Annotated in this window: 22 protein-coding genes; 20 read left to right on the forward strand and 2 right to left on the reverse strand. The window is 71.2% G+C overall.

Translation table 11 applies throughout. The features are described 5' to 3' along the window. Nucleotides 1-8 precede the first annotated feature (8 nt). From ABTZ59_RS06250 to nusB, 4 genes are all read left to right on the forward strand, one after another. A complete protein-coding gene (locus ABTZ59_RS06250) occupies nt 9-962 on the forward strand; it encodes an AAA family ATPase (protein WP_351391479.1) in 954 nt (317 codons plus the stop codon). A gap of 102 nt (nt 963-1,064) precedes the next feature. Then, nucleotides 1,065-2,180, forward strand: a complete 1,116-nt coding sequence (locus tag ABTZ59_RS06255; RefSeq protein WP_351391482.1) for an aminopeptidase P family protein — start codon at nt 1,065-1,067, stop codon at nt 2,178-2,180. 49 nt (nt 2,181-2,229) lie between these two features. Next, nucleotides 2,230-2,796 (forward strand): elongation factor P, encoded by a 567-nt coding sequence (gene efp / locus ABTZ59_RS06260; protein WP_351391485.1) that lies wholly within the window; start codon nt 2,230-2,232, stop codon nt 2,794-2,796. Nucleotides 2,797-2,798: 2 nt separating this feature from the next. Further along, nucleotides 2,799-3,227 carry a transcription antitermination factor NusB gene (nusB, locus tag ABTZ59_RS06265; protein WP_351391488.1) on the forward strand — a complete coding sequence of 143 codons (429 nt, stop codon included), beginning with the start codon at nt 2,799-2,801 and terminating at the stop codon, nt 3,225-3,227. A 241-nt stretch (nt 3,228-3,468) separates the two neighbouring features. On the opposite strand, the gene bldD is transcribed toward nusB, so the two are convergent. Continuing rightward, entirely contained in the window at nt 3,469-3,969 is a 501-nt protein-coding gene (gene bldD / locus ABTZ59_RS06270) for a transcriptional regulator BldD (RefSeq protein WP_030355502.1), read from the reverse strand. Nucleotides 3,970-4,191: 222 nt separating this feature from the next. Here bldD and pyrR point away from each other — a divergent pair, with 222 nt between their 5' ends. The 14 genes from pyrR (at nt 4,192) to ABTZ59_RS06340 (ending at nt 21,347) form a co-directional block, all read left to right on the forward strand. Next, nucleotides 4,192-4,815, forward strand: coding sequence for a bifunctional pyr operon transcriptional regulator/uracil phosphoribosyltransferase PyrR (pyrR, locus tag ABTZ59_RS06275; RefSeq protein ID WP_351391493.1), 624 nt, complete (start codon nt 4,192-4,194; stop codon nt 4,813-4,815). An 80-nt stretch (nt 4,816-4,895) separates the two neighbouring features. Further along, nucleotides 4,896-5,912 (forward strand): aspartate carbamoyltransferase catalytic subunit, encoded by a 1,017-nt coding sequence (locus tag ABTZ59_RS06280; RefSeq protein WP_351391495.1) that lies wholly within the window; start codon nt 4,896-4,898, stop codon nt 5,910-5,912. A gap of 2 nt (nt 5,913-5,914) precedes the next feature. Beyond that, the gene (locus ABTZ59_RS06285; protein WP_351391499.1) at nt 5,915-7,204 is read left to right on the forward strand and encodes a dihydroorotase; all 1,290 of its coding nucleotides are present in this window, start codon (nt 5,915-5,917) and stop codon (nt 7,202-7,204) included. Continuing rightward, nucleotides 7,201-7,779, forward strand: a complete 579-nt coding sequence (locus tag ABTZ59_RS06290) for a PH-like domain-containing protein (RefSeq protein ID WP_351391502.1) — start codon at nt 7,201-7,203, stop codon at nt 7,777-7,779. The genes ABTZ59_RS06285 and ABTZ59_RS06290 overlap by 4 nt, the downstream gene beginning before the upstream one ends. Next, entirely contained in the window at nt 7,776-8,960 is a 1,185-nt protein-coding gene (gene carA, locus ABTZ59_RS06295; RefSeq protein WP_351391504.1) for a glutamine-hydrolyzing carbamoyl-phosphate synthase small subunit, read from the forward strand. Before ABTZ59_RS06290 ends, carA begins: the two co-directional genes overlap by 4 nt. Further along, nucleotides 8,953-12,288 (forward strand): carbamoyl-phosphate synthase large subunit, encoded by a 3,336-nt coding sequence (gene carB, locus ABTZ59_RS06300; RefSeq protein WP_351391508.1) that lies wholly within the window; start codon nt 8,953-8,955, stop codon nt 12,286-12,288. The genes carA and carB overlap by 8 nt, the downstream gene beginning before the upstream one ends. A 73-nt stretch (nt 12,289-12,361) precedes the next feature. Beyond that, nucleotides 12,362-13,471, forward strand: coding sequence for a quinone-dependent dihydroorotate dehydrogenase (locus ABTZ59_RS06305; protein WP_351391510.1), 1,110 nt, complete (start codon nt 12,362-12,364; stop codon nt 13,469-13,471). After that, nucleotides 13,468-14,331, forward strand: a complete 864-nt coding sequence (gene pyrF / locus ABTZ59_RS06310; RefSeq protein ID WP_351391513.1) for an orotidine-5'-phosphate decarboxylase — start codon at nt 13,468-13,470, stop codon at nt 14,329-14,331. The genes ABTZ59_RS06305 and pyrF overlap by 4 nt, the downstream gene beginning before the upstream one ends. Nucleotides 14,332-14,721: 390 nt before the next feature. Beyond that, nucleotides 14,722-15,045, forward strand: a complete 324-nt coding sequence (locus tag ABTZ59_RS06315; RefSeq protein ID WP_030355512.1) for an integration host factor — start codon at nt 14,722-14,724, stop codon at nt 15,043-15,045. A gap of 38 nt (nt 15,046-15,083) precedes the next feature. Beyond that, complete coding sequence (gmk, locus tag ABTZ59_RS06320; protein WP_351391516.1) at nt 15,084-15,647, forward strand: guanylate kinase; 564 nt, start codon at nt 15,084-15,086, stop codon at nt 15,645-15,647. Between the two features lie 77 nt (nt 15,648-15,724). Continuing rightward, the gene (gene rpoZ / locus ABTZ59_RS06325; RefSeq protein ID WP_030355514.1) at nt 15,725-15,997 is read left to right on the forward strand and encodes a DNA-directed RNA polymerase subunit omega; all 273 of its coding nucleotides are present in this window, start codon (nt 15,725-15,727) and stop codon (nt 15,995-15,997) included. Nucleotides 15,998-16,161: 164 nt separating this feature from the next. Continuing rightward, entirely contained in the window at nt 16,162-17,379 is a 1,218-nt protein-coding gene (coaBC, locus tag ABTZ59_RS06330) for a bifunctional phosphopantothenoylcysteine decarboxylase/phosphopantothenate--cysteine ligase CoaBC (RefSeq protein ID WP_351391521.1), read from the forward strand. 364 nt (nt 17,380-17,743) lie between these two features. Next, nucleotides 17,744-18,967: a methionine adenosyltransferase gene (metK, locus tag ABTZ59_RS06335; RefSeq protein ID WP_351391524.1), complete on the forward strand. Its 1,224-nt coding sequence runs from the start codon at nt 17,744-17,746 to the stop codon at nt 18,965-18,967. 235 nt (nt 18,968-19,202) lie between these two features. Beyond that, nucleotides 19,203-21,347, forward strand: coding sequence for a primosomal protein N' (locus tag ABTZ59_RS06340; protein WP_351391527.1), 2,145 nt, complete (start codon nt 19,203-19,205; stop codon nt 21,345-21,347). A 209-nt stretch (nt 21,348-21,556) separates the two neighbouring features. On the opposite strand, the gene ABTZ59_RS06345 is transcribed toward ABTZ59_RS06340, so the two are convergent. Then, nucleotides 21,557-22,081 carry a hypothetical protein gene (locus ABTZ59_RS06345; protein WP_351391530.1) on the reverse strand — a complete coding sequence of 175 codons (525 nt, stop codon included), beginning with the start codon at nt 22,079-22,081 and terminating at the stop codon, nt 21,557-21,559. Nucleotides 22,082-22,309: 228 nt separating this feature from the next. Here ABTZ59_RS06345 and fmt point away from each other — a divergent pair, with 228 nt between their 5' ends. Together fmt and ABTZ59_RS06355 are read left to right on the forward strand one after the other, a co-directional pair. Continuing rightward, nucleotides 22,310-23,239 carry a methionyl-tRNA formyltransferase gene (gene fmt, locus ABTZ59_RS06350; RefSeq protein WP_351391533.1) on the forward strand — a complete coding sequence of 310 codons (930 nt, stop codon included), beginning with the start codon at nt 22,310-22,312 and terminating at the stop codon, nt 23,237-23,239. 66 nt (nt 23,240-23,305) lie between these two features. Then, nucleotides 23,306-24,739 carry an RsmB/NOP family class I SAM-dependent RNA methyltransferase gene (locus ABTZ59_RS06355; protein WP_351391536.1) on the forward strand — a complete coding sequence of 478 codons (1,434 nt, stop codon included), beginning with the start codon at nt 23,306-23,308 and terminating at the stop codon, nt 24,737-24,739. The last annotated feature ends 28 nt before the right edge of the window (nt 24,740-24,767 follow it).

Genomic DNA, 24,767 nt, shown 5'->3' on the forward strand with positions numbered 1-24,767 from the left:
GGCACCGGATGCAGCACTCAGCAGGGGCTCCGTTGCCGCCTCCCCAGGGACCGGGGTACGGATCCGGCGGATGGGCGCGGCAGGGGCCGGGGCAGCCTCCCCTGCCCCACCAGCCCCCCACGCCACATCAGCCCCCCGGGCCGCACCGTGCGCCCGCGCCCCACCAGCCACCCGGCTCGCACCAACCACCGGGCTCGCACCAGACCCCTGGCCCACATCAGCCCCCCGGTCCCCACCAGCCACCCGGGCCGCGTCCCGCGCAGGCGCCGCACAGCGCGCCCGTACCGCCGCAGGGGCCGCCCGCCGGGCCCCCCGCCATGGACTCCACCGGACACATCCAGCTGCCGCCCGGCGGCCCGGTCCCCATGCCCGCGCCGCCCCGCGCCCCCGACGGCGGCACCGGGGCGGCGACTCTCGCCGTCCTGCTGATCGGCCCGGCCGGCGCGGGCAAGACGACCGTGGCCCGGCACTGGGCGATGAGCCGCCAGGTGCCCACCGCGCACATCAGCCTCGACGATGTCCGCGAATGGGTCTGCTCCGGCTTCGCCGATCCGCAGTCCGGATGGAACGACCACTCCGAGGCGCAGTACCGGCTGGCGCGCCGTACCTGCGGCTTCGCCGCGCGCAATTTCCTCGCCAACGGCATCTCCTGCATCCTGGACGACGCGGTCTTCCCCGACCGGCCGGTCGTCGGTCTCGGCGGCTGGAAGCGCCATGTCGGCCCCGGTCTGCTGCCGGTGGTCCTGCTGCCGGGTCTGGAGATCGTGCTGGAGCGCAACGCCGAGCGCAGCGGCAACCGCCGGCTTTCCGACGAGGAGGTGGCCGGCATCCATGGCCGGATGGCCGGCTGGTACGGCTCGGGGCTGCCGATCATCGACAACACCAAGTACGACGTGGAGACCACGGCCAGGGTGCTGGACGACATCCTCGCCCGTTCCCTCACGAGCCCGCCCAACTGGTGATGTCCGACGACCGGCAGGCGGCGCGCGGGCGGGGAAAGGAGACGCCCCCCGGTCGGACGCGCTGAACCGGCCGGGTGACGCCCTCGCTCATACGCTCGGGTCATGTCAGACGTGTATGCGGCGCGCCGCGCGCGGCTGCGTGACCGGTGCTCGGCGGCGGGCGACGCGGCGGCGCTGGTCTCCCGCCCCGCCAATGTCCGCTACCTCGCGGGCGGGGCGCCTCCCGGTGCCGTACTGCTGCTCGGCCCCGGTCCCGACGGAGACATGCTGTTCTGTCCGCGTCCCCCCGCGGACGACGACGCCGGGGGGCGGCGGATCGACGAACACCTCCGGCTCACCGTGCTGCCCCACACCATCGGCGACCCCGCGATCGCGGCCGCCGGAACCCTTGGCTCGTCGGCCGCCGGGACCTTCGCCGTGGAGGAGCACCATCTGACCGTCGCCCGGCACCGCGCGATCGGCTCCGTCGCGCCCCGGCTGCGGCTGACCGATCTGGGCGGCGCCGTCGAGCAGCAGCGGATCGTCAAGGACGAGGAGGAGATCGCCTGCCTGCGGATCGCGGCCGAGATCGCCGACCAGGCGCTGGGCGAGCTGCTTGAGTCGATCCTGGTGGGCCGTACCGAACGCCATCTCGCGCTGGAGCTGGAGCGGCGCCTCGTCGATCACGGCGCGGACGGCCCCGCTTTCCCGACCGCTGTCGCCACCGGCCCCAACTCCGGTCGCTGCGGGCACCACCCCTCCGACCGCCGGGTCGAGGAGGGTGATTTCCTCTCCGTCGGCCTCGGTGCCGACTACCGCGGCTACCGCTGTCTGATCGGCCGCACGTTTGTCATCGGGACCTCGCCCGCCGACTGGCAGATCGAGCTGTACGAGCTGGTCTTCGCGGCACAACGGGCAGGTCGGGAGGCCCTTGTGCCAAGCGCTGGTTACCGCGAGGTGGACCATGCCACCCGGTACCCGCTGGAGGCCGCGGGGCACGGCGAGGGGCTCGCACCCCGTACGGGACATGGGGTCGGACTGGAAATCGACGAGGACCCGCAGCTCGCCCCCACGGCCATGGGTAAACTGGACGCTTGTGTGCCGGTCACCGTCGGACCGGGGGTCCACCTCCCGGGCCGGGGCGGTGTCCGGATCGATGACACGCTCGTCGTCCGCCACGAGGCGGACGGCGGACCCGAGCTACTCACCATCACGACCAAGGAACTGCTCGCGCTCTAGCGCGCACCCTGGGTCGTCCACCAGCTTCAGTCCAGGAGATTCCGCAACCGTGGCTTCCACGAACGACCTCAAGAACGGCCTGGTGCTCAAGCTCGACGGAGGCCAGCTCTGGTCCGTCGTCGAGTTCCAGCACGTCAAGCCCGGCAAGGGCCCGGCCTTCGTGCGCACCAAGCTGAAGAACGTGCTCTCCGGCAAGGTCGTCGACAAGACCTTCAACGCCGGCGTGAAGGTCGACACGGCCACCGTTGACCGCCGCGACATGCAGTTCTCGTACATGGACGGCGAGTACTTCGTCTTCATGGACATGGAGACCTACGATCAGCTGATGGTCGACCGCAAGGCCGTCGGTGACGCCGCCAACTATCTGATCGAGGGCTTCACGGCCAGCGTCGCCACCCACGAGGGCGAGGTGCTCTATGTCGAGCTGCCCGCCGCCGTCGAGCTGACGATCCAGCACACCGACCCCGGCGTCCAGGGCGACCGCTCCACCGGTGGCACCAAGCCCGCCACGCTGGAGACCGGCTACGAGATCGGTGTCCCGCTCTTCATCACCACCGGTGAGAAGATCAAGGTCGACACGCGCTCCGGTGAGTACCTCGGCCGGGTGAACAGCTAACCGTGGCTGCCCGGAACAAGGCCCGTAAGCGCGCCTTCCAGATTCTCTTCGAGGCCGACCAGCGCGGGGCGTCCGTGCGGACGGTCCTCGCGGACTGGATACGGCATGCCCGGACCGACGACCGTCAGCCGCCGGTGGGTGAGTACACGATGGAGCTGGTCGAGGGGTACGCGGAGCACGCGGACCGCATCGACGAGCTGATCTCCACCTACTCGGTGGGCTGGACGCTCGACCGGATGCCGGTCGTCGACCGGAACATCGTGCGGCTCGGCGCGTACGAGCTGGTGTGGGTGGACGAGACCCCGGACGCGGTGGTGATCGACGAGGCGGTTCAGCTCGCCAAGGAGTTCTCCACCGATGATTCCCCGTCTTTCGTGAACGGTCTGCTGGGCCGCTTCAAGGACCTCAAGCCCAGCCTCCGCCGCGTCTGAGCGGCCTCCGGACCACGGAAGAGGCCCGGGGCGGTACCGCGAAAGCGCCGGACGGGCTGCCTCAGCCCTGTCCGGCGCTTTGCCGCTTCCAGGCGCTCCCCGGGGCGTACGGCGAGCGCGTCTCGGGGCCCGCGTCGCGCGCCCGCGCGAGGGTGGCCTCAACGCACCGGAGGGCGGCCCCGTACGCATACGGGACCGCCCCTCCGGAGGTGACGTTTCTGCTGGTCTGTGGCGGGTTGGGTCAGCCCTCCTCGTGGGCGACCGCACGGCGCGCGTCGGCGTCCAGAACGCCCCAGCTGATCAACTGCTCGGTCAGGACCGAGGGCGACTGGTCGTAGATCACGGCAAGCGTGCGCAGGTCGTCCTGTCGGATCGACAGCACCTTGCCGTTGTAGTCGCCGCGCTGGCTCTGGATCGTCGCCGCGTAACGCTGGAGGGGGCCCGCCTTCTCCTGCGGCACATGGGCCAGCCGCTCCAGGTCGAGGACGAGCTTCGGCGGCGGCTCGGCGGCTCCACCGGGGGTCGTGCCGGGAAGAAGTTCCTGCACGGGGACCCCGTAGAAATCCGCCAGCTCGGCGAGGCGCTGCACCGTAACGGCACGGTCGCCACGCTCGTACGAACCGACCACCACTGCCTTCCAGCGCCCCTGGGACTTCTCCTCCACGCCATGGAGCGAGAGGCCCTGCTGGGTGCGGATGGCGCGGAGTTTGGCCCCGAGCTGCTTTGCGTATTCGCTGGACATATAGCTCCCCGGACGAAGTCTGGTAACTCACTGTGAGGTTACGCAGCGTTACTTGGATGCGTCAAGCCGAAGGAGTCGCACCGAGCTCATCAGCGGGCTTTCCGCCGTGCCAGGACAGGGGTGCGGCCAAAGTACGCCGCCGGCCTCCTGCTAGCCTGGGTGGCGTAATTTCGACGTCCTTTAAGATCCGTCCCGTGAGGCGGAGAAGGAGGTCCGTTTCATATGGACACCAGCGACACCAGCGAGACCGGTCATATCGGCGGGACCGGCCGAACGGAAGGCGCGGGCGAGGCGGCACGCCCCGTCCTGGAGGCCCCCGACATCGCACGGGCCCTGACCCGTATCGCCCACGAGATCGTCGAACGCGCCAAGGGCGCCGACGACGTGGTGCTGCTCGGCATTCCGACCCGCGGAGTCTTCCTGGCCCGCCGACTGGCCGGAAAGCTCGTGGAGATCACCGGCCGCTCGATCCCCGTCGGCTCCCTCGACATCACGATGTACCGCGACGACCTGCGCCTGCGGCCCGCCCGCGCGCTGGCCCGTACCGACATCCCCGGCGACGGCGTCGACGGACGGCTGGTCGTCCTCGTCGACGACGTGCTCTTCTCCGGCCGTACGATCCGGGCCGCCCTCGACGCGCTCGGCGACATAGGGCGCCCGCGCGCCGTCCAGCTCGCCGTACTCGTCGACCGGGGCCATCGCGAGCTGCCGATCCGCGCCGACTACGTGGGCAAGAACCTGCCCACCTCGCTGCGCGAGACCGTCAAGGTCCAGCTCGCCGAGGAAGACGGCCGGGACACCGTCCTGCTCGGCCTCAAGCGGCCCGCCGCGTCCGGCGAGCGCTAGCGCCTCCGTACGCCGCCCATCCCGTACGGACGCCCCGGCGCGCCCGCACGCCCGCATACCCACACAACGGAGCACTCTCGATGCTGCGCCTCCCGGGGGCCGGCCCCCGCACACCCGGCCATCTCATCTCCGCCGCTGACCTCAGCCGCGACGAGGCCGTACTGATCCTCGACACCGCCGAGGAGATGGCACGGGTCGCCGACCGGCCCATCAAGAAACTGCCGACTCTGCGCGGCCGTACCGTGGTGAATCTCTTCTTCGAGGACTCGACCCGCACCCGGATCTCCTTCGAGGCCGCCGCGAAGCGTCTGTCGGCCGATGTCATCAACTTCTCCGCCAAAGGCTCGTCCGTCTCCAAGGGCGAGTCGCTCAAGGACACCGCGCTGACCCTGGAGGCGATGGGCGCCGACGCCGTCGTCATCCGGCACGGCGCCTCCGGCGCCCCGTACCGTCTCGCCACCTCCGGGTGGATCGACGGCGCGGTCGTCAACGCGGGCGACGGTACGCACGAGCACCCCACACAGGCGCTGCTCGACGCCTTCACCCTGCGCCGCCGGCTGGTCGGCGCCGACGCGGGCATCGGGCGCGATCTCGACGGGCGGCGCGTCACCATCGTCGGCGATGTGCTGCACAGCAGGGTCGCCCGCTCCAATGTGCTGCTGCTGCACACACTCGGCGCCCAGGTCACCGTGGTCGCCCCGCCCACGCTCGTACCGATCGGTGTCGAACGGTGGCCGTGCGAGGTCTCCTACGACCTTGACCGGGTGCTGCCGCAATCCGACGCCGTGATGATGCTGCGGGTCCAGCGCGAGCGGATGAACGCCGCCTTCTTCCCGACCGAGCGCGAGTACTCCCGCCGCTACGGGCTGGACGGCGAGCGCATGGGCCGCATGCCCGAGAAGTCGATCGTGATGCACCCGGGGCCGATGAACCGCGGCATGGAGATCACCGCCGAGGTCGCCGATTCCGACCGCTGCACGGCCGTCGAGCAGGTCGCCAACGGTGTCTCGATCCGGATGGCCGTGCTCTATCTGCTGCTGGGCGGCAACGAGCCCGCCGTCACCCATTCCCGCCTGAACGCCGAGGAGAACAAGTAACCATGAGCAAGATTCTGATCCGGGGCGCGCGGGTATTGGGCGGCGAGGCACAGGACGTACTGATCGACGGCGAGACCATCGCCCAGGTCGGCACCGGCCTGCCCGCGGACGGTACGACGACCGTCATCGAGGCCGAGGGCCGGGTCCTGCTGCCCGGTCTGGTCGATCTGCACACCCATCTGCGCGAGCCCGGACGTGAGGACTCCGAGACCGTGCTGACCGGTACGAAGGCCGCGGCCGTGGGCGGTTTCACCGCCGTCCACGCCATGGCGAACACCTTCCCGGTGGCCGACACCGCCGGTGTGGTGGAGCAGGTGTGGCGGCTCGGCCGGGAGTCGGGCTACTGCGACGTCCAGCCCGTCGGCGCCGTCACCGTCGGCCTGGAGGGCAAGCACCTGGCCGAACTGGGCGCGATGCACGACTCGGCCGCGGGCGTCCGGGTCTTCTCGGACGACGGCAAGTGCGTGGACGACGCGGTGATCATGCGTCGCGCGCTGGAGTACGTGAAGGCCTTCGACGGCGTGATCGCCCAGCACGCCCAGGAACCGCGGCTGACCGAGGGCGCCCAGATGAACGAGGGCATCGTCTCGGCCGAGCTGGGACTGGGCGGCTGGCCCGCCGTGGCCGAGGAGTCGATCATCGCCCGTGATGTCCTCCTCGCCGCCCATGTCGGCTCCCGCGTACACATCTGCCATCTCTCCACCGCCGGCTCGGTGGAGCTGGTGCGCTGGGCGAAGTCCAAGGGCTGGCACGTCACCGCCGAGGTCACCCCGCACCATCTGCTGCTCACCGACGAACTCGTACGGTCCTACAACCCGGTCTACAAGGTGAACCCGCCGCTGCGTACCGAGGCCGATGTGACGGCCCTGCGCGAGGCCCTCGCGGACGGCACGATCGACTGTGTCGCCACCGACCACGCGCCGCATCCCCATGAGGACAAGGACTGCGAGTGGGCCGCCGCGGCCATGGGCATGGTGGGGCTGGAGACGGCGCTGTCGGTGGTCCAGGAGACGATGGTCGAGACCGGGCTGCTCGACTGGGCCGGGGTCGCCGACCGGATGTCGTTCCGGCCGGCCCGCATCGGCAGGCTCGACGGTCACGGCCGTCCCGTCTCGCCGGGTGAGCCCGCCAACCTGACTCTGGTGGATCCGGCATACCGTGGTGCCGTGGACCCCGCGGGGTTCGCCTCCCGCAGCCGTAACACCCCCTACGAGGGGCGTGAGCTGCCGGGGCGGGTGACCCACACCTTCCTGCGGGGCCGTGCCACGGTCGTCGACGGGAATCTGGCGTGAGTACTGCGAATCTTCTGCTTCCTCTGGCCGCCGAACAGAAATCGGCGGAGGTGACCGACTGGGCCGCCCGTATCGGCTGGGTCGTCGGTCTGCTGCTCTTCATCGCCTTCGTGTACTGGCTGATGCGCCAGGGCTGGAAGTGGCGCGGCAGCCTCCAGTCCGATCTGCCGGAACTGCCCGGTGTGCCCGAGACGCCCGGTGTGGCCAAGCTGAGCATGAGCGGCCGGTACCACGGCTCCACGACCGCCGGGCAGTGGCTCGACCGGATCGTGGCCCATGGCCTGGGCGCCCGCAGCCGGGTCGAGCTGACACTCACGGACGCGGGGCTGGAGGTCGTACGCCCCGGGGCGAACGACTTCTTCATCCCGGCCGACCGGCTGCGCGAGGCCCGGCTCGACAAGGGCATCGCGGGCAAGGTCCTGGCCGAGGGCGGGCTGCTGATCGTCACCTGGCAGCACGGCGACGGACTGATCGACTCCGGTTTCCGCTCCGACCACTCCGCCGAGCACACCGCATGGGTCGAGGCCATCAACCTCACCAACCAGTTCACGACGACGGAAGGCCCCGCACGATGACCACCTCCACCCCGGGAACCGCCCGCGGCACGGCGACTCCCGCCGTACTCGTCCTGGAGGACGGCCGCAGCTTCCGCGGCCGCGCCTACGGGGCCGTGGGGGAGACCTTCGGCGAGGCGGTGTTCTCCACCGGTATGACCGGCTACCAGGAGACCCTGACCGACCCGTCGTACCACCGTCAGGTCGTCGTGATGACCGCTCCGCACATCGGCAACACCGGCGTCAATGACGAGGACGCCGAATCGCGGCGGATCTGGGTCTCCGGCTATGTCGTACGCGACCCCGCGCGCACCCCCTCCAACTGGCGCTCCCGGCGCTCCCTCGACGACGAACTGGTCGCCCAGGGCGTCGTCGGCATCAGCGGGATCGACACCCGCGCGCTCACCCGCCATCTGCGCGAGCGCGGCGCGATGCGCGTCGGTATCTTCTCCGGCGACGGGCTGGCGGACGAGGCGACGCTGCTCGCCCGTGTCCGGCGGGCCCCCGAGATGACCGGCGCCGATCTGTCCGCCGAGGTCGCCACCGAGCGGACGTATGTCGTCCCCGCGATCGGCCCCGACGGCGCGGCCCTCCCGCTGGGCTCGGCACGCTTCACCGTCGCCGCGCTCGACCTGGGCATCAAGGGCATGACCCCGCACCGGATGGCCGAGCGCGGCATAGAGGTGCATGTCCTGCCCGCCAACGCCACGCTCGACGAGGTGTACGCGACCCGACCCGACGGAGTCTTCCTCTCCAACGGGCCGGGCGACCCGGCCACCGCCGACCTCACCGTCGTCAAGGGCGTGCTGGAGCGCGGCACCCCGCTCTTCGGCATCTGCTTCGGCAACCAGCTGCTCGGCCGCGCGCTCGGGTTCGGCACGTACAAGCTGAAGTACGGCCACCGCGGCATCAACCAGCCGGTGCAGGAGCGTGACGCCGCCGGCACCTGGGGAAAGGTCGAGGTCACCGCCCACAACCACGGATTCGCCGTCGACGCGCCGCTCGACCGGGTCTCCGACACCCCCTACGGCCGCGCCGAGGTCTCCCACGTCTGTCTCAACGACAACGTGGTCGAGGGGCTCAGGCTGCTCGACCGGCCGGTCTTCAGCGTCCAGTACCACCCCGAGGCGGCCGCGGGCCCGCACGACGCCGCCTATCTGTTCGACCGCTTCACAGAGCTCATGGAGGGCCAGCGTGCCTAAGCGCACCGATATCCAGTCCGTCCTGGTCATCGGTTCAGGACCGATCGTCATCGGCCAGGCCGCTGAGTTCGACTACTCCGGTACCCAGGCGTGCCGCGTCCTCAAGTCCGAGGGTCTGCGGGTCATCCTCGTCAATTCCAACCCCGCCACGATCATGACGGACCCGGAGATCGCCGACGCCACCTATGTCGAGCCGATCACCCCCGACTTCGTCGAGAAGATCATCGCCAAGGAGCGCCCCGACGCGCTGCTGCCCACCCTCGGCGGGCAGACCGCGCTCAACACCGCGATCTCCCTCCATGACGCGGGCACGCTCGACAAGTACGGCGTCGAGCTGATCGGCGCCAACGTCGAGGCGATCAACAAGGGCGAGGACCGCGACCTGTTCAAGGACGTCGTCCACGCCGTCAAAGCCAAGATCGGCCATGGCGAGTCCGCGCGTTCGGTCATCTGCCACTCCATGGACGACGTGCTCAAGGGCGTGGACGAGCTCGGCGGTTACCCCGTCGTCGTACGTCCCTCCTTCACCATGGGCGGCGCCGGCTCCGGCTTCGCGCACAACGAGGAGGATCTGCGCCGGATCGCCGGACAGGGCCTGATGCTCTCCCCGACCACCGAGGTCCTGCTTGAGGAGTCCATCCTCGGCTGGAAGGAGTACGAGCTGGAGCTGATGCGCGACAAGCACGACAACGTCGTGGTCGTCTGCTCCATCGAGAACTTCGACCCGATGGGTGTGCACACCGGTGACTCGATCACCGTCGCGCCCGCGATGACGCTCACCGACCGCGAGTACCAGATCCTGCGGGACATCGGCATCGCCGTGATCCGCGAGGTCGGCGTGGACACCGGCGGCTGCAACATCCAGTTCGCGATCAACCCCGACGACGGCCGGGTCATCGTCATCGAGATGAACCCGCGCGTCTCCCGCTCCTCCGCGCTCGCCTCCAAGGCCACCGGATTCCCGATCGCGAAGATCGCCGCCCGGCTCGCCGTGGGCTACACACTGGACGAGATCCCCAACGACATCACCGAGAAGACCCCGGCGTCCTTCGAACCCACGCTCGACTATGTCGTCGTGAAGGTGCCGCGCTTCGCCTTCGAGAAGTTCCCGGCGGCCGACGCCAGCCTGACCACCACCATGAAGTCGGTCGGCGAGGCCATGGCCATCGGCCGAAACTTCACCGAGGCGCTACAGAAGGCGCTGCGCTCGCTGGAGAAGGCGGGCAGCCAGTTCGACTTCACCGGCGAGGCCGGCGGTCCCGCCGAGAAGGACGCGCTGCTGGAGACCGCGAAGGTCCCCACCGACGGCCGGATCAACACGGTCATGCGCGCCATCCGGGCCGGTGCCACCCCCGAGGAGGTCTTCGACGCGACGAAGATCGACCCGTGGTTCGTCGACCAGCTGTTCCTGATCAAGGAGTACGCGGACGAGCTGGCCGCGGCGCCCGAGCTGGACCCCGGACTGCTCGCCGAGGCGAAGCGGCACGGCTTCTCCGACGCCCAGATCGCCGGTGTCCGCGGGCTGCGCGAGGACGTGGTCCGCGAGGTCAGGCACGCGCTCGGCATCCGCCCCGTCTACAAGACGGTCGACACCTGCGCCGCCGAGTTCGCCGCGAAGACCCCGTACTTCTACTCCTCGTACGACGAGGAGAGCGAGGTCGCGCCACGCGAGAGGCCCGCCGTGATCATCCTCGGCTCCGGCCCCAACCGGATCGGCCAGGGCATCGAGTTCGACTACTCCTGTGTCCACGCCTCCTTCGCGCTCAGCGCGGCGCCGACTCCGGCGGGGGGCTACGAGACCGTGATGGTCAACTGCAACCCGGAGACCGTCTCCACCGACTACGACACCTCCGACCGGCTCTACTTCGAGCCGCTCACGCTGGAGGACGTCCTGGAGATCGTGCACGCCGAGACGCTGGCCGGACCCATCGCGGGCGTCATCGTCCAACTCGGCGGCCAGACCCCGCTGGGCCTGGCCCAGGCGCTCAAGGACAACGGCGTACCGATCGTCGGCACGCCCCCCGAGGCGATCCACGCCGCCGAGGACCGCGGCGCCTTCGGCCGGGTCCTCGCCGAGGCCGGGCTGCCCGCGCCCAAGCACGGCACGGCCACCACCTTCGCCGAGGCCAAGGCCATCGCCGACGAGATCGGCTACCCCGTACTGGTCCGGCCCTCGTACGTCCTCGGCGGGCGCGGCATGGAGATCGTGTACGACGAGGTCAGGCTCTCCTCGTACATCGCCGAGTCCACCGAGATCAGTCCCACCAGGCCGGTCCTGGTGGACCGGTTCCTCGACGACGCCATCGAGATCGATGTGGACGCCCTCTACGACGGTACGGAGCTGTACCTCGGCGGAGTCATGGAGCACATCGAGGAGGCCGGGATCCACTCCGGCGACTCGGCGTGCGCCCTGCCCCCCATCACGCTGGGCGGCTTCGACATCAAGCGGCTGCGCGCCTCGACCGAGGCCATCGCCAAGGGGGTCGGGGTCCGCGGGCTGATCAATATCCAGTTCGCGATGGCCGGCGACATCCTCTACGTCCTGGAGGCCAACCCGCGCGCCTCCCGTACGGTCCCCTTCACCTCCAAGGCGACGGCGGTACCGCTCGCCAAGGCGGCGGCCCGTATCTCGCTCGGCGCCACCATCGCCGAACTGCGCGAAGAGGGACTGCTGCCGTCCCAGGGCGACGGCGGAACGCTGCCGCTCGACGCGCCGATCTCCGTCAAGGAAGCCGTGATGCCGTGGTCGCGTTTCCGCGACATCCACGGCCGCGGGGTGGACACCATCCTCGGCCCGGAGATGCGTTCCACCGGTGAGGTGATGGGCATCGACTCCGCCTTCGGCACGGCGTACGCCAAGTCGCAGGCAGGCGCGTACGGCCCGCTGCCCACCAAGGGCCGCGCCTTCATCTCCGTCGCCAACCGCGACAAGCGCTCGATGATCTTCCCGGCGCGTGAGCTGGTCGCCCACGGCTTCGAACTGCTCGCCACCTCGGGCACCGCGGAGGTGCTCAAGCGCAACGGCATCAACGCCACCGTCGTACGCAAGCAGAGCGAGGGCGAGGGCCCGGACGGCGAGAAGACCATCGTCCAGCTGATCCACGACGGAGGTGTCGACCTGATCGTCAACACCCCGTACGGCACCGGCGGCCGGCTCGACGGCTATGACATCCGCACGGCGGCCGTCGCACGCGGCGTCCCCTGTCTGACGACGGTCCAGGCGCTGGCCGCCGCCGTCCAGGGCATCGACGCCCTCAAACACGGCGAGGTCGGCGTCCGTTCCCTCCAGGAACACGCCGAACACCTGACCGCGGCACGCGACAACTAGCCGGCCCGAGGACGGGGGACACCGAAGCCGGTGTCCCCCGCTTCATGAGGTCTCTTCGAGGACACACCACTCCATGTACAAGATCTTCTTCAGGCTGGTCTTCCGCCGGATGGACCCGGAGCGCGCCCACCACCTGGCGTTCCGCTGGATCCGGCTCGCCGCGCGCATCCCCGTCCTGCGTACGTTCGTCGCCGCCGCCCTGGCGCCGCGGTACCGCGAACTGCGCACGGAGGCGTTCGGACTGCGGATGCACGGCCCCTTCGGGCTCGCCGCGGGCTTCGACAAGAACGCGGTGGCCATCGACGGCATGACGATGCTCGGCTTCGACCACATCGAGATCGGCACGGTCACCGGCGAGCCGCAGCCCGGGAACCCGAAGACACGGCTCTTCCGGCTCATGGCCGACCGCGCGCTGATCAACCGGATGGGCTTCAACAACGAGGGCTCGGCCGCCGTCGCGGCCCGGCTGGCGGCGCGCAGGCCGGTCTTCAGGACCACCGTCGGCGTCAACATCGGTAAGACCAAGGTCGTCCCCGAGAGTGAGGCGATCGGTGACTACGTGCTCTCGACGGAGCGGCTTGCCGGACACGCCGACTATCTCGTGGTCAACGTCAGCTCACCCAACACCCCCGGGCTGCGGAGCCTCCAGGCCGTCGACCAGCTGAGGCCGCTGCTCACCGCCGTGCGCGAGGCGGCCGACCGCACCGTCACCCACCGCCGGGTGCCGCTCCTGGTCAAGATCGCGCCCGATCTCGCCGACGAGGACATCGACGCCGTCGCCGACCTGGCCGTGGAACTGGGTCTGGACGGCATCATCGCCACCAACACCACCATCGCGCGCGACGGGCTCGGCCTGGTCTCCGACCCGGCCCTGATCGCGGAGACGGGCGGACTGTCCGGCGCGCCGCTGAAGGCGCGCTCACTGGAGGTGCTGCGCCGGCTGTACGCGCGGGTGGGCGACCGGATCACGCTCGTCGGGGTCGGCGGCATCGAGACCGCCGAGGACGCCTGGCAGCGCGTCCTCGCCGGCGCCACGCTCGTCCAGGGCTACAGCGCCTTCATCTACCAGGGCCCGTTCTGGAGCCGCGCGATCCACAAGGGGCTCGCCGCGCGGCTGGCGGTCAGTCCGTACGCCACGCTCGCCGAGGCCGTCGGCGCCGACACCCGGAAGGTGACCGCATGACCCCCGCCGCTTCCGCTGCGAACCCGCGGGAGCCCTTCGGGGCCCGGCTGCGGCGCGCCATGGACACCCGCGGACCGCTCTGCGTCGGCATCGACCCGCACGGCTCGCTGCTCACGGACTGGGGTCTGGGCGACGATCTCGCGGGCCTGGAGCGCTTCGCCCGTACGACGGTGGAGGCGCTGGCGGACCGGGTGGCCGTGCTCAAACCGCAGTCGGCGTTCTTCGAGCGCTTCGGATCGCGCGGGACCGCGGTCCTGGAGAAGACCGTCGCGGAAGCGCGGGCGGCCGGGGCGCTGGTCCTGATGGACGCCAAGCGCGGGGACATCGGCTCGACCATGGGCGCGTACGCGGCGACCTATCTGGACCAGGACTCGCCGCTCTTCTCCGACGCCGTCACGCTCTCCCCGTACCTCGGCTTCGGCTCGCTGCGGCCGGCGCTGGACGCGGCCGCGCGCTCCGGCTCGGGCGTCTTCGTACTCGCCCTGACGTCCAACCCCGAGGGCGCGGAGGTGCAGCGCGCCACCGCCGCGGACGGCCGGCCGGTCGCGGGGCTGATGCTGGACCACATGGCGGCGGAGAACGCGGGCGCGACCCCGCTCGGCTCGGTCGGCGCGGTCGTCGGCGCGACCCTGGGCGACCCGGGGGTCGATCTCGCGATCAACGGACCGCTGCTCGCGCCCGGCATCGGCGCGCAGGGCGCGACCCCGGCCGATCTGCCCGGCGTGTTCGGCACGGCGGTCGGCAATGTGGTCCCGAGCGTCAGCCGGGGCGTACTGCGGCACGGTCCGGATCTCGGCGCGCTGAGGGCGGCGGCGGAGCGTTTCGCCGATGAGGTGAGGGTGGCCCTCGGGGGCGCTTAGGTCCTGTCCGGCGGACGCCCCTCGGGCGGGCCGGCGGACGCGCTCCGGGCGTGCGCCGGGGGCGTGTCGGAAGGGTTTCGGTGGCGCGGCGCGCGGATTTCCGCGGTGTGCCGGGACGCTTTGAGAGGCGACGCTGAACACCAGGGGAACACCGCTGAGACGCCGATGAAGAGATTCTTGGCGGAAAAGCTGGGCAATATGCCTGAAATGTCCGGCCCGATCGACGTTGACCAGGACTTTTCGTCTGTTCTCGCTGACTCCGGCGGCCATGGCCGCTAGTCTCCGTCGAGAGCCAACGTGCAGTGCGTTGCCCGTTGCTCGCCTGGTGTGGGGCGACTAGGTTCCTCACCGGTCCGTATCCGACAGTTCGACATCCGAGGTGACGTAGGCGTGGCTCTTCCGCCCCTTACCCCTGAACAGCGCGCAGCCGCGCTCGAAAAGGCCGCCGCGGCTCGCCGGGAGCGGGCCGAGGTCAAGAATCGACTCAAGCACTCCGGCGCCTCCCTCCATGACGTCATCAAGCAGGGCCAGGAGAACGACGTCATCGGGAAGATGAAGGTCTCCGCGCTGCTTGAGTCCCTGCCCGGCGTGGGCAAGGTCCGCGCCAAGCAGATCATGGAGCGGCTCGGCATCTCCGAGAGCCGCCGAGTGCGTGGTCTTGGCTCCAACCAGATCGCCTCCCTGGAGCGCGAGTTCGGCGGCAAGGCCGCCTGACGTTCTCGGGCATCCCCGGGAACCTGGATAATCGCCGCATGGCAGCAGAGGTACGACCGCGGCTGACCGTGCTCTCCGGCCCCTCCGGGGTCGGCAAGAGCACGGTCGTCGCGCATATGCGCAAGGTCCACCCCGAGGTATGGCTCTCGGTGTCGGCCACCACCAGAAAACCGCGCCCCGGCGAACGCCATGGCGTCCAGTATTTCTTCGTCGCCGACGATGAATTCGACAAGCTGGTCGCCAATGGTGAGTTGCTGGAATGGGCGGAGTTCGCGGGCAACCGTTACGGCACGCCGCGCCAGGCGGTCCTGGACCGGCTCGGAGCGGGCGACCCCGTGCTCCTGGAGATCGATCTCCAGGGCGCGCGGCAGGTCAAGCAGTCGATGCCGGACTCCCGGCTGGTTTTCCTGGCGCCGCCGAGCTGGGACGAGCTGGTACGCCGGCTCACCGGTCGGGGCACGGAGTCGCCCGAGGTGATCGAGCGCCGTCTTGAGGCCGCGACGGTGGAGCTGGCGGCCGAGTCGGAGTTCGATACGACGCTGGTCAACACCTCGGTCGAGGACGTCGCGCGCGAGCTGCTAGCCTTGATGGCAGTTGCATGATCTTTTGTGGGCTTTCCTTTCCTCGTGAATCCCGCAATTACCGGTTTCTCCCTGAATTTTCTTCGGAAGGCTAGAGAGTGTCCTCTTCCATCACCACGCCCGAGGGCATCATCAACCCGCCGATCGATGAGCTGCTTGAGGCCACGGACTCGAAGTACAGCCTCGTGATCTACGCGGCCAAGCGGGCCCGTCAGATCAACGCGTACTACTCGCAGCTCGGTGAGGGCCTGCTTGAGTACGTCGGTCCGCTGGTGGACACCCACGTCCACGAGAAGCCGCTCTCGATCGCCCTGCGCGAGATCAACGCGGGTCTGCTGACCTCCGAGGCCATCGACGGCCCGGCCCAGTAGGCGTACGCGCTCCTCAGCACAGGTACAGGCTCTTCAGCACAGTCAGCACAGGCTCTTCACCAACAGGCCCGGCGGTACGACCGCCGGGCCTGTGGTGTGTCATGTCCGTAGGGCCGAGGACGGACGCGAGACGGACGCGAGACGGACGAGAGAGGGGAGACACGGTGGACAAGCCGAAGGTCGTTCTGGGGGTCGCGGGCGGGATCGCCGCGTACAAGGCGTGTGAGCTGCTGCGACGGCTGACCGAATCGGGCCATGACGTACGGGTCGTACCGACCGCGTCGGCGCTCCACTTCGTCGGCGCGGCCACCTGGTCGGCCCTCTCCGGCCACCCGGTCTCCACCGAGGTCTGGGCCGATGTCCACGAGGTGCCGCATGTGCGGATCGGGCAGTCCGCCGATCTGGTCGTCGTCGCCCCGGCCACCGCCGATCTGCTGGCCAAGGCGGCGCACGGACTCGCCGACGATCTGCTGACCAATACGCTCCTGACCGCCCGCTGCCCGGTCGTCTTCGCGCCGGCCATGCACACGGAGATGTGGGAGCACCCCGCCACCCAGGAGAATGTCGCGACGCTCCGCCGCCGCGGCGCCATGGTCATCGAGCCCGCCGTCGGCCGCCTCACCGGCGTCGACACGGGCAAGGGCCGGCTGCCGGACCCGGGAGAGATCTTCGAGGTCTGCCGGCGCGTACTGGCGCGCGGTGTGTCCGTACCCGACTCCGTGACCGACCTGGCGGGACACCATGTCGTGGTCAGCGCGGGCGGTACGCGCGAGCCGCTGGACCCGGTGCGCTATCTGGGCAACCGCTCCTCCGGGAAGCAGGGGTACGCGCTGGCCCGTACGGCGGCGGCGCGGGGAGCGCGGGTCACCCTGATCGAGGCCAATACCGGGTTCACGGACCCCGCGGGCGTGGATGTGGTCCATGTCGGGACCGCCGTACAACTGCGTGAGGCCGTACTGAAGGCCGCCGCGGAGGCCGACGCCGTGGTCATGGCGGCGGCCGTCGCCGACTTCCGGCCCGCGGTCTACGCCGAGGGCAAGATCAAGAAGAAGGACGGTGAGGAGCCCGCACCGGTGGCCCTCGTCCGTAACCCGGACATCCTCGCCGAGATCTCCGCCGAGCGGGCCCGCCCAGGACAGGTGATCGTGGGCTTCGCGGCGGAGACGGACGATGTCCTGGCCAACGGCAGGAAGAAGCTGCGGCGCAAGGGATGCGATCTGCTGGTGGTCAATGAGGTCGGGGAGCGCAAGACCTTCGGCGCCGAGGAGAACGAGGCGGTCGTGCTCGCGGCGGACGGTGGCGAGACGGCGGTGCCGTACGGGCCGAAGGAGGCGCTGGCGGATGTCGTCTGGGACCTGGTGGCGCCGAGGCTGGGGACCTGAGGGCGGGGATCAGGAGCGGCGGCCCGTGGCGGGGCGCGCGGGCGGCCGCGGCCCTGAGCCCCGCGGCTGAACGGAAACCGTGGCGCGTGTGAATTCTTTGTTGCGCCACCGCCGTCCCGTTTCCCGGCGATCGCCACGGCGAAGGGCCCCGGAACCGGAGAATCCCGGTGTAGCGCCCCCTGGCCAGGATCGATCGGCGTATCGCATAATGCAGAGCCGCGGGCGGCGGGACTCCCACAGATCGAGACACTTGCCCCCGTGACCCGATTCGACCGATAAAGTGGTCGTGGACCGTCGCGGGGCTGGGGCCCTCCGCCGGTCCGCCAATGATCAGCCAGCAGCCGCTGCAACCACAGGGAGCGATGTGTCCCGCCGTCTGTTCACCTCGGAGTCTGTGACCGAAGGTCACCCCGACAAGATCGCTGACCAGATCAGCGACACCATTCTTGACGCGCTCCTGGAGGAGGACCCGTCCTCCCGGGTCGCCGTGGAGACCTTGATCACCACCGGCCTGGTGCACGTGGCCGGAGAGGTGACCACCAAGGCCTACGCGCCGATTGCCCAGCTGGTGCGGAACAAGATCCTGGAGATCGGTTACGACTCCTCGAAGAAGGGCTTCGACGGCGCCTCCTGTGGCGTCTCGGTTTCCATCGGCGCGCAGTCGCCCGACATCGCGCAGGGCGTCGACACGGCGTACGAGAAGCGCGTCGAGGGTGCCGCCACAGGCGAAGAAGGCGACGAGCTGGACAAGCAGGGCGCCGGCGACCAGGGCCTGATGTTCGGCTACGCCTGCGACGAGACGCCCGAGCTGATGCCGCTCCCGATCCACCTCGCGCACCGGCTCTCGCGCCGGCTCTCCGAGGTCCGCAAGAACGGGACCATCCCGTACCTGCGCCCTGACGGCAAGACGCAGGTCACCATCGAGTACGACGGCGACAAGGCCGTCCGTCTCGACACGGTCGTCGTCTCCTCGCAGCACGCCTCGGACATCGACCTGGACTCGCTGCTCGCCCCCGACGTACGCGAGTTCGTCGTCGAGCACGTCCTCAAGGAGCTCGTGGACGACGGCATCAAGCTGGACACCGAGGGCTACCGTCTGCTGGTCAACCCGACGGGCCGGTTCGAGATCGGTGGCCCGATGGGTGACGCGGGCCTGACCGGCCGCAAGATCATCATTGACACGTACGGCGGCATGGCCCGCCACGGCGGCGGCGCCTTCTCCGGCAAGGACCCGTCCAAGGTCGACCGCTCGGCGGCCTACGCGATGCGCTGGGTCGCGAAGAACGTCGTCGCGGCGGGCCTGGCCTCGCGCTGCGAGGTCCAGGTCGCCTACGCGATCGGCAAGGCCGAGCCGGTCGGCCTCTTCGTCGAGACCTTCGGCACGGCCACGGTCGACACGGACAAGATCGAGCAGGCCATCGCGCAGGTCTTCGACCTCCGCCCGGCGGCGATCATCCGCGACCTCGACCTGCTCCGCCCGATCTACGCCCAGACGGCGGCGTACGGCCACTTCGGCCGCGAGCTGCCCGAGTTCACCTGGGAGCGCACGGACCGCGTGGAAGCCCTGCGCGAGGCCGCGGGGATCTGACCCTTCGGGTTTCTCCTTCGGGTTTCTCGCCGAGGCCCCGGACACCTGCTGCTGGTGTCCGGGGCCTCGGGCATGGGCGCCACGGCGGCCGATGCCGAGAGCGGTCGCCGTTCGAGGGGGCTGTCGGAACAACCGACCGACAGGCGATACGTGTCCCCGGCCGCTGTCCGGGCCCTGCCGCGGGCTGCCCCCGGTGGGCCGGGGGATGTCGGTGGTGTCTGGTAGGTATGAAGCTGTGAGCAGCGACGACAAGCGGGCCGAGGATCCCACCGACGGTGGGCCCGAGCAGCTTGCGCTGATTCGGGAGAGTGTGCGGAAGGCCAAGGTGCCGCGGGCGAAGCCGCGGACGTGGCGGGGGGCCGCGCTGGCCGGGGAGCTGCCCGTCGCGCGGGTGGTGGTCAACAAGGGCGTGCTGCATCTTGATCAGTTCTTCGACTACGCCGTGCCGGAGGAACTGGACGAGGCGGCGCAGCCGGGGGTGCGGGTGCGGGTGCGGTTCGGGGCCGGGACGCATCAGGTTCGGGGCGGCCGGCGTGAGGGCGGACGGCTGATCGACGGGTTCGTCGTCGAGCGGCGGGCAGAGTCGGACTACTCCGGGCCGCTCGCCGCGCTCGCCGATGTGGTGTCGCCCGAGCCCGTGCTCAGTGCGGAGCTGCTGGGGCTGGCGCGTGCCGTCGCCGACCGGTACGCGGGAAGCCTCGCGGATGTGCTGCAACTCGCGGTCCCGCCGCGGAACGCGCGGGCCGAGTCGAAGCCCTCTCCGGAGCCGTCGCCCCCGCCCGCCGCGCCGGAGGCGGGTACCTGGGAGCGGTATGTCAACGGGCCCGCGTTCCTCACCGCGCTCGCCGGCGGGGCAGCGCCCCGGGCCGTATGGACCGCCCTGCCCGGTCCGCACTGGGCCGACGAACTGGCCCGCGCCGTGGCGGCGACGCTGGCCTCGGGGCGGGGCGCGCTCGTCGTCGTACCGGACGGGCGGGCCGCCGGGCGGGTCGACTCGGCGCTGACGGCGCTGCTGGGCGAAGGGCGGCATGCGCTGCTCACGGCCGAGGCGGGGCCCGAGAAGCGCTACCGCGAGTGGCTGGCCGTACGGCGCGGAGCGGTACGGGCGGTCGTCGGGACCCGTGCCGCCATGTTCGCGCCGGTACGGGACCTGGGGCTGGTCGTCATCTGGGACGACGGCGACGGCAGCCACAGCGAGCAGCACGCACCCCAGCCGCACGCCCGCGAGGTACTGCTGCTGCGGGCCGCGCACGACAAGTGCGGCTTCCTGCTCGGGGGTACGTCCTGCACCGTCGAGGCGGCCCAACTGGTCGGCACCGGCTGGGCGCTGCCCCTCGTGGCCGGTCGCGAGCAGGTGCGTACGGCCGCGCCGCTCGTACGCACCATCGGTGACGGCGAGCTGGCGCGGGACGAGGCGGCGCGGGCCGCACGGCTGCCCAGCCTCGCCTGGCAGGCCGTCAGGGAAGGACTCAGGACGGGGCCGGTGCTGGTGCAGGTGCCCCGGCGCGGCTATGTGCCCAGGCTCGCCTGTGAACGGTGCCGGGCGCCCGCGCGCTGCCGGCACTGCGCGGGGCCGCTGGAGGCGCCGAGGGAAGGGGAGTTGCACTGCGCCTGGTGCGGCCGGGACGAACCGGCCTGGCACTGCGCGGAGTGCGGGAACACCCGGCTGCGCGCGCGGATCGTGGGAGCGCGGCGGACGGCGGAGGAGCTGGGACGGGCGTTCCCGGCCGTCCCCGTCCGAACGTCGGGACGCGACCACGTACTCGATTCCGTCCCCGGCCGCCCCGCCCTCGTGGTCAGCACCCCCGGTGCCGAGCCGGTGGCGGAGGGCGGTTACGCGGCGGCGCTGCTCCTCGACGGCTGGGCGATGCTCGGGCGCCCGGACCTGCGTGCGGGCGAGGAGGCCCTGCGCCGCTGGATACACGCGGGTTCGCTGGTACGCGGACAGAGCGAGGGCGGCACGGTGGTCGTGGTCGCCGAGCCGACGCTGCGGCCGGTGCAGGCGCTGGTGCGCTGGGATCCGGTGGGGCACGCCCAGCGCGAGCTGGCGGAGCGGGCCGAGCTGGGGTTTCCGCCGGTGTCGCGGATGGCGGCGGTGCTGGGGCGGGGGGAGACGGTGGCCGCGTTTCTGGCGGCCGCGGAGCTGCCCGATGCCGCGGAGGTGCTGGGACCTGTGCCGATGCCGGTCACGGAGCCGGGCAGGGCGCGTCGGGCGGGCGATCCGCCGGCGGGGGAGCGGTGGGAGCGGGCGTTGGTGCGGGTGCCGCCGGGGAGTGGGGCGGCGCTCGCCGGTGCGCTGAAGAGGGCGCAGGCGGCGCGGTTGGCCCGGGGCGGGGGGGACGCGGTACGGGTGCGGATCGATCCGCCGGACATCGGGTGAGGTTTCGGCACTGCGCCGCGCCTCCGGCGGGGTGCGGGTGCGGAATGCGGAGGAGGTGCGTGTCCGGGCTGCGCCGCGTGTGACAGGCGACTGTCGCGTGGTCACCGCGCTTCGCACGAGCCGCGACGCCTTACGTCAGGACACGCACCTCCTCCGACCCCGACCCCTCCCGCCCGTGGTCGCACCCGCCCCGGGGCCCTGGGGAACGGTCAGCCGCCCCTTGGGCCCGGGAAGACGTTCGGGCGGGGTTCCTCCCGAAGGGACTGGGTGCTCGCCGTCGGCTGTGGCGGCATCGAGCGGGCCGCGGGGACGACGGTCGGCACCGGCGGGCGCTGCGCCGTGGTGTCCTGGGGGCGGTCCGCCTCGGGCGCGCTCGCCTGCTGGGTGGCCCGGCGCGTGCCGTAACGGCGGTGCACCGCCTGCTTGGTGACGCCGAGCGCCGAACCCACCGCGTCCCAGGAGAAGCCCAGCGAGCGGTCGAAGTCCACCGCGGCGGTCACCAGGGTCTCTACGCTGTCCCTCAGCTCCTGCGCGAGCCGTACGGTCGGCGCGGGCGCCCTGCCGTACACGACGAAGCCCGTGGAAGGACCCGATCGTCGCGGGCGGTAGACATTGCCCAACTGGGCGGTGAGGGTGCGCAATGCGTCCACCTGCCGCCGGACCCGCTCGATGTCCCGCACCAACAGGTGCAGACTTGCCCGGGCTTGAGCGTCGTGGGTTGCGTGGTCGGCCATGAACAAGCCTCTCGAACCGGCGTTGAAAAGGATCCGGGCCGCACCGGTGCGGCCCGTGTGGTCAATCTCTCTTGACAACGCGCCACCTGGCGTTGTGGTCACGCTGCGGGGGCGTATGCGCATATGCGCGGGGCGCGTGGGCCGTCGTACGCCCCCTGATGTCCAGGCCCATAGACTGGTGCGCCGCTCGATCACCGCACTTTCAGTCCGAGAGGCAGTCAGCCACCGATGAAGCTCGTCTTCGCCGGCACCCCCGAGGTCGCCGTACCCGCCCTGGACGCACTCATCGCCTCCGAACGGCATGACGTCGTCGCCGTCGTGACCCGGCCCGACGCGCCGGCCGGGCGCGGGCGCAGGCTTGTCGCCAGTCCTGTCGCCCAGCGCGCCGAGGAGGCCGACATCGAGGTGCTCAAGCCGGCGAGGCCACGCGACGAGGACTTCCTGGCGCGGCTGCGCGAGATCGGGCCTGACTGCTGCCCGGTCGTCGCGTACGGTGCGCTGCTGCCGAAGTCCGCCCTCGATGTGCCGGTCCACGGGTGGGTGAATCTGCACTTCTCGCTGTTGCCCGCCTGGCGCGGTGCCGCGCCCGTGCAGCACGCCGTGATGGCGGGCGACGAGATGACCGGCGCGTCCACCTTCCAGATCGAGCGGGGGCTGGATTCCGGGCCGGTGTACGGCGTGATCACGGAACATGTACGGCCCACCGACACCAGCGGTGATCTGCTGACCCGGCTGGCCTTCGCGGGCTCCGGGCTGCTGGCCGCGACCATGGACGGGATCGAGGACGGTTCGCTCAAGCCCGTACCGCAGCCCGCCGAGGGCATCACGCTCGCGCCCAAGATCACGGTCGAGGACGCGCGAGTGGAGTGGTCCGCGCCCGCGCTGCGGGTGGACCGGGTGGTCCGTGCCTGTACCCCGGCGCCCGGTGCGTGGACGGTCTTCCGCGGGGAGCGGCTCAAGCTGGTTCACCTGGGGCTGCTGCCCGAGCGTACGGAGCTGGCCCCCGGGGCGGTCGCCGTCGGCAAGAACAACGTGTACGTGGGCACCGGTTCGCACGCGGTCGAGCTGCTCTGGGTCCAGCCGCAGGGGAAGAAGCCCATGCGCGCCGCCGACTGGGCGCGCGGGGTGCGGATCGCACCGGGCGAGAGCCTCGGGTAGGCGGCTCGGGCGGCCGGCCGGAGCATTAGGCTGGCAGGGATCAATTCTCCTCACCGCGGAGCACCTTTGAACGAGCAGGCCCCTCGCCGCCCCTCCAAGCCGTACCGCCGTCCCAAGAAGGACCCCGTGCGGCTCCTCGCGTTCGAGGCGCTCAGGGCCGTCGACGAGCGGGCGGCGTACGCGAATCTCGTGCTGCCGCCGCTGCTCAAGAAGGCGCGTGAGAACAGCGGCTTCGAGGCGCGGGACGCGGCGCTGGCCACCGAGCTGGTGTACGGGACACTCCGGCGCCAGGGCACGTACGACGCGATCATCTCGGCGTGCGTCGACCGGCCGCTGCGCGAGGTCGATCCGCCGGTGCTCGATGTGCTCGCCCTGGGGGCGCACCAGCTGCTCGGGACACGGATCCCGACGCATGCCGCCGTCTCCGCGAGCGTGGAGCTGGCCCGCGTGGTGCTCGGCGACGGCCGCGCCAAGTTCGTCAACGCCGTACTGCGCAAGATCTCGCGCGACGACCTGGACACCTGGCTGCGACGGGTCGCTCCGCCGTACGACGAGGACGCCGAGGACCATCTCGCGGTCGTCCACTCGCATCCCCGCTGGGTGGTCTCCGCGCTCTGGGACGCGCTGGGCGGTGGCCGCGCGGGTATCGAGGATCTGCTGGAGGCCGACAACGAACGGCCCGAGGTGACGCTGGTGGCCAGGCCCGGCCGCTCGACCACCGGTGAACTGCTCGATGCGCTCGGCGAGGACTCCGGGCTGCCCGGCCGCTGGTCGCCGTATGCCGTACGGCTCACCGAGGGCGGTGAGCCGGGCACGCTCGACGCGGTACGGGAGGGGCGGGCCGGCGTCCAGGACGAGGGCAGCCAACTGGTCGCGATCGCCCTGGCCAACGCGCCGCTGGAGGGGACCGACGCGCGCTGGCTCGACGGGTGTGCCGGGCCCGGCGGGAAGGCGGCGCTGCTGGCCGCGCTGGCCGCCGGGCGCGGCGCCTCCCTGCTGGCCGCCGAGAAGCAGCCGCACCGGGCCAGGCTGGTCGCCCGCGCGCTCGCCGGGAACCCCGGCCCGTATCAGGTGATCGCCGCCGACGGCACCCGGCCGCCCTGGGTCCCCGGTTCCTTCGACCGGGTCCTGGTCGATGTGCCATGCACGGGGCTCGGCGCCCTGCGGCGCAGGCCGGAGGCGCGCTGGCGGCGCCGCCCGGAGGATCTGGAGGGCTTCGCGCCGCTCCAGCGCGGGCTGCTGCGCGAGGCGTTCCACGCGGTACGGGTCGGCGGCGTCGTCGGATACGCGACATGCTCCCCGCACCCCGCCGAGACCAGGGCGGTCGTCGAGGACGTCCTGCGGGGGCGCGGCGGCGCGGCGATCGAGGCCGAGTGGGTCGACGCCAGGCCGCTCATGCCGGACGTACCGGCGCTGGGGGACGGCCCCGACGTCCAGCTGTGGCCGCATCTGCACGGGACGGACGCGATGTACCTGGCGCTGCTGCGGCGTACCGCCTGACGGCCGTCCGCATCGTGGGACGCGACCC

Source organism: Streptomyces sp. NPDC094034 (assembly GCF_040303865.1).
Lineage (GTDB): Bacteria > Actinomycetota > Actinomycetes > Streptomycetales > Streptomycetaceae > Streptomyces.

Excerpts from the sequence above, each read along its gene's own strand:
- ABTZ59_RS06250 (WP_351391479.1), top strand. The coding sequence starts at position 9 with ATGCAGCACTCAGCAGGGGCTCCGTTGCCGCCTCCCCAGGGACCGGGG.
- ABTZ59_RS06255 (WP_351391482.1), top strand. The coding sequence starts at position 1,065 with ATGTCAGACGTGTATGCGGCGCGCCGCGCGCGGCTGCGTGACCGGTGC.
- bldD (WP_030355502.1), bottom strand. The coding sequence starts at position 3,969 with ATGTCCAGCGAATACGCAAAGCAGCTCGGGGCCAAACTCCGCGCCATC.
- pyrR (WP_351391493.1), top strand. The coding sequence starts at position 4,192 with ATGGACACCAGCGACACCAGCGAGACCGGTCATATCGGCGGGACCGGC.
- ABTZ59_RS06280 (WP_351391495.1), top strand. The coding sequence starts at position 4,896 with ATGCTGCGCCTCCCGGGGGCCGGCCCCCGCACACCCGGCCATCTCATC.
- ABTZ59_RS06285 (WP_351391499.1), top strand. The coding sequence starts at position 5,915 with ATGAGCAAGATTCTGATCCGGGGCGCGCGGGTATTGGGCGGCGAGGCA.
- carA (WP_351391504.1), top strand. The coding sequence starts at position 7,776 with ATGACCACCTCCACCCCGGGAACCGCCCGCGGCACGGCGACTCCCGCC.
- ABTZ59_RS06305 (WP_351391510.1), top strand. The coding sequence starts at position 12,362 with ATGTACAAGATCTTCTTCAGGCTGGTCTTCCGCCGGATGGACCCGGAG.
- pyrF (WP_351391513.1), top strand. The coding sequence starts at position 13,468 with ATGACCCCCGCCGCTTCCGCTGCGAACCCGCGGGAGCCCTTCGGGGCC.
- gmk (WP_351391516.1), top strand. The coding sequence starts at position 15,084 with ATGGCAGCAGAGGTACGACCGCGGCTGACCGTGCTCTCCGGCCCCTCC.
- ABTZ59_RS06345 (WP_351391530.1), bottom strand. The coding sequence starts at position 22,081 with ATGGCCGACCACGCAACCCACGACGCTCAAGCCCGGGCAAGTCTGCAC.
- fmt (WP_351391533.1), top strand. The coding sequence starts at position 22,310 with ATGAAGCTCGTCTTCGCCGGCACCCCCGAGGTCGCCGTACCCGCCCTG.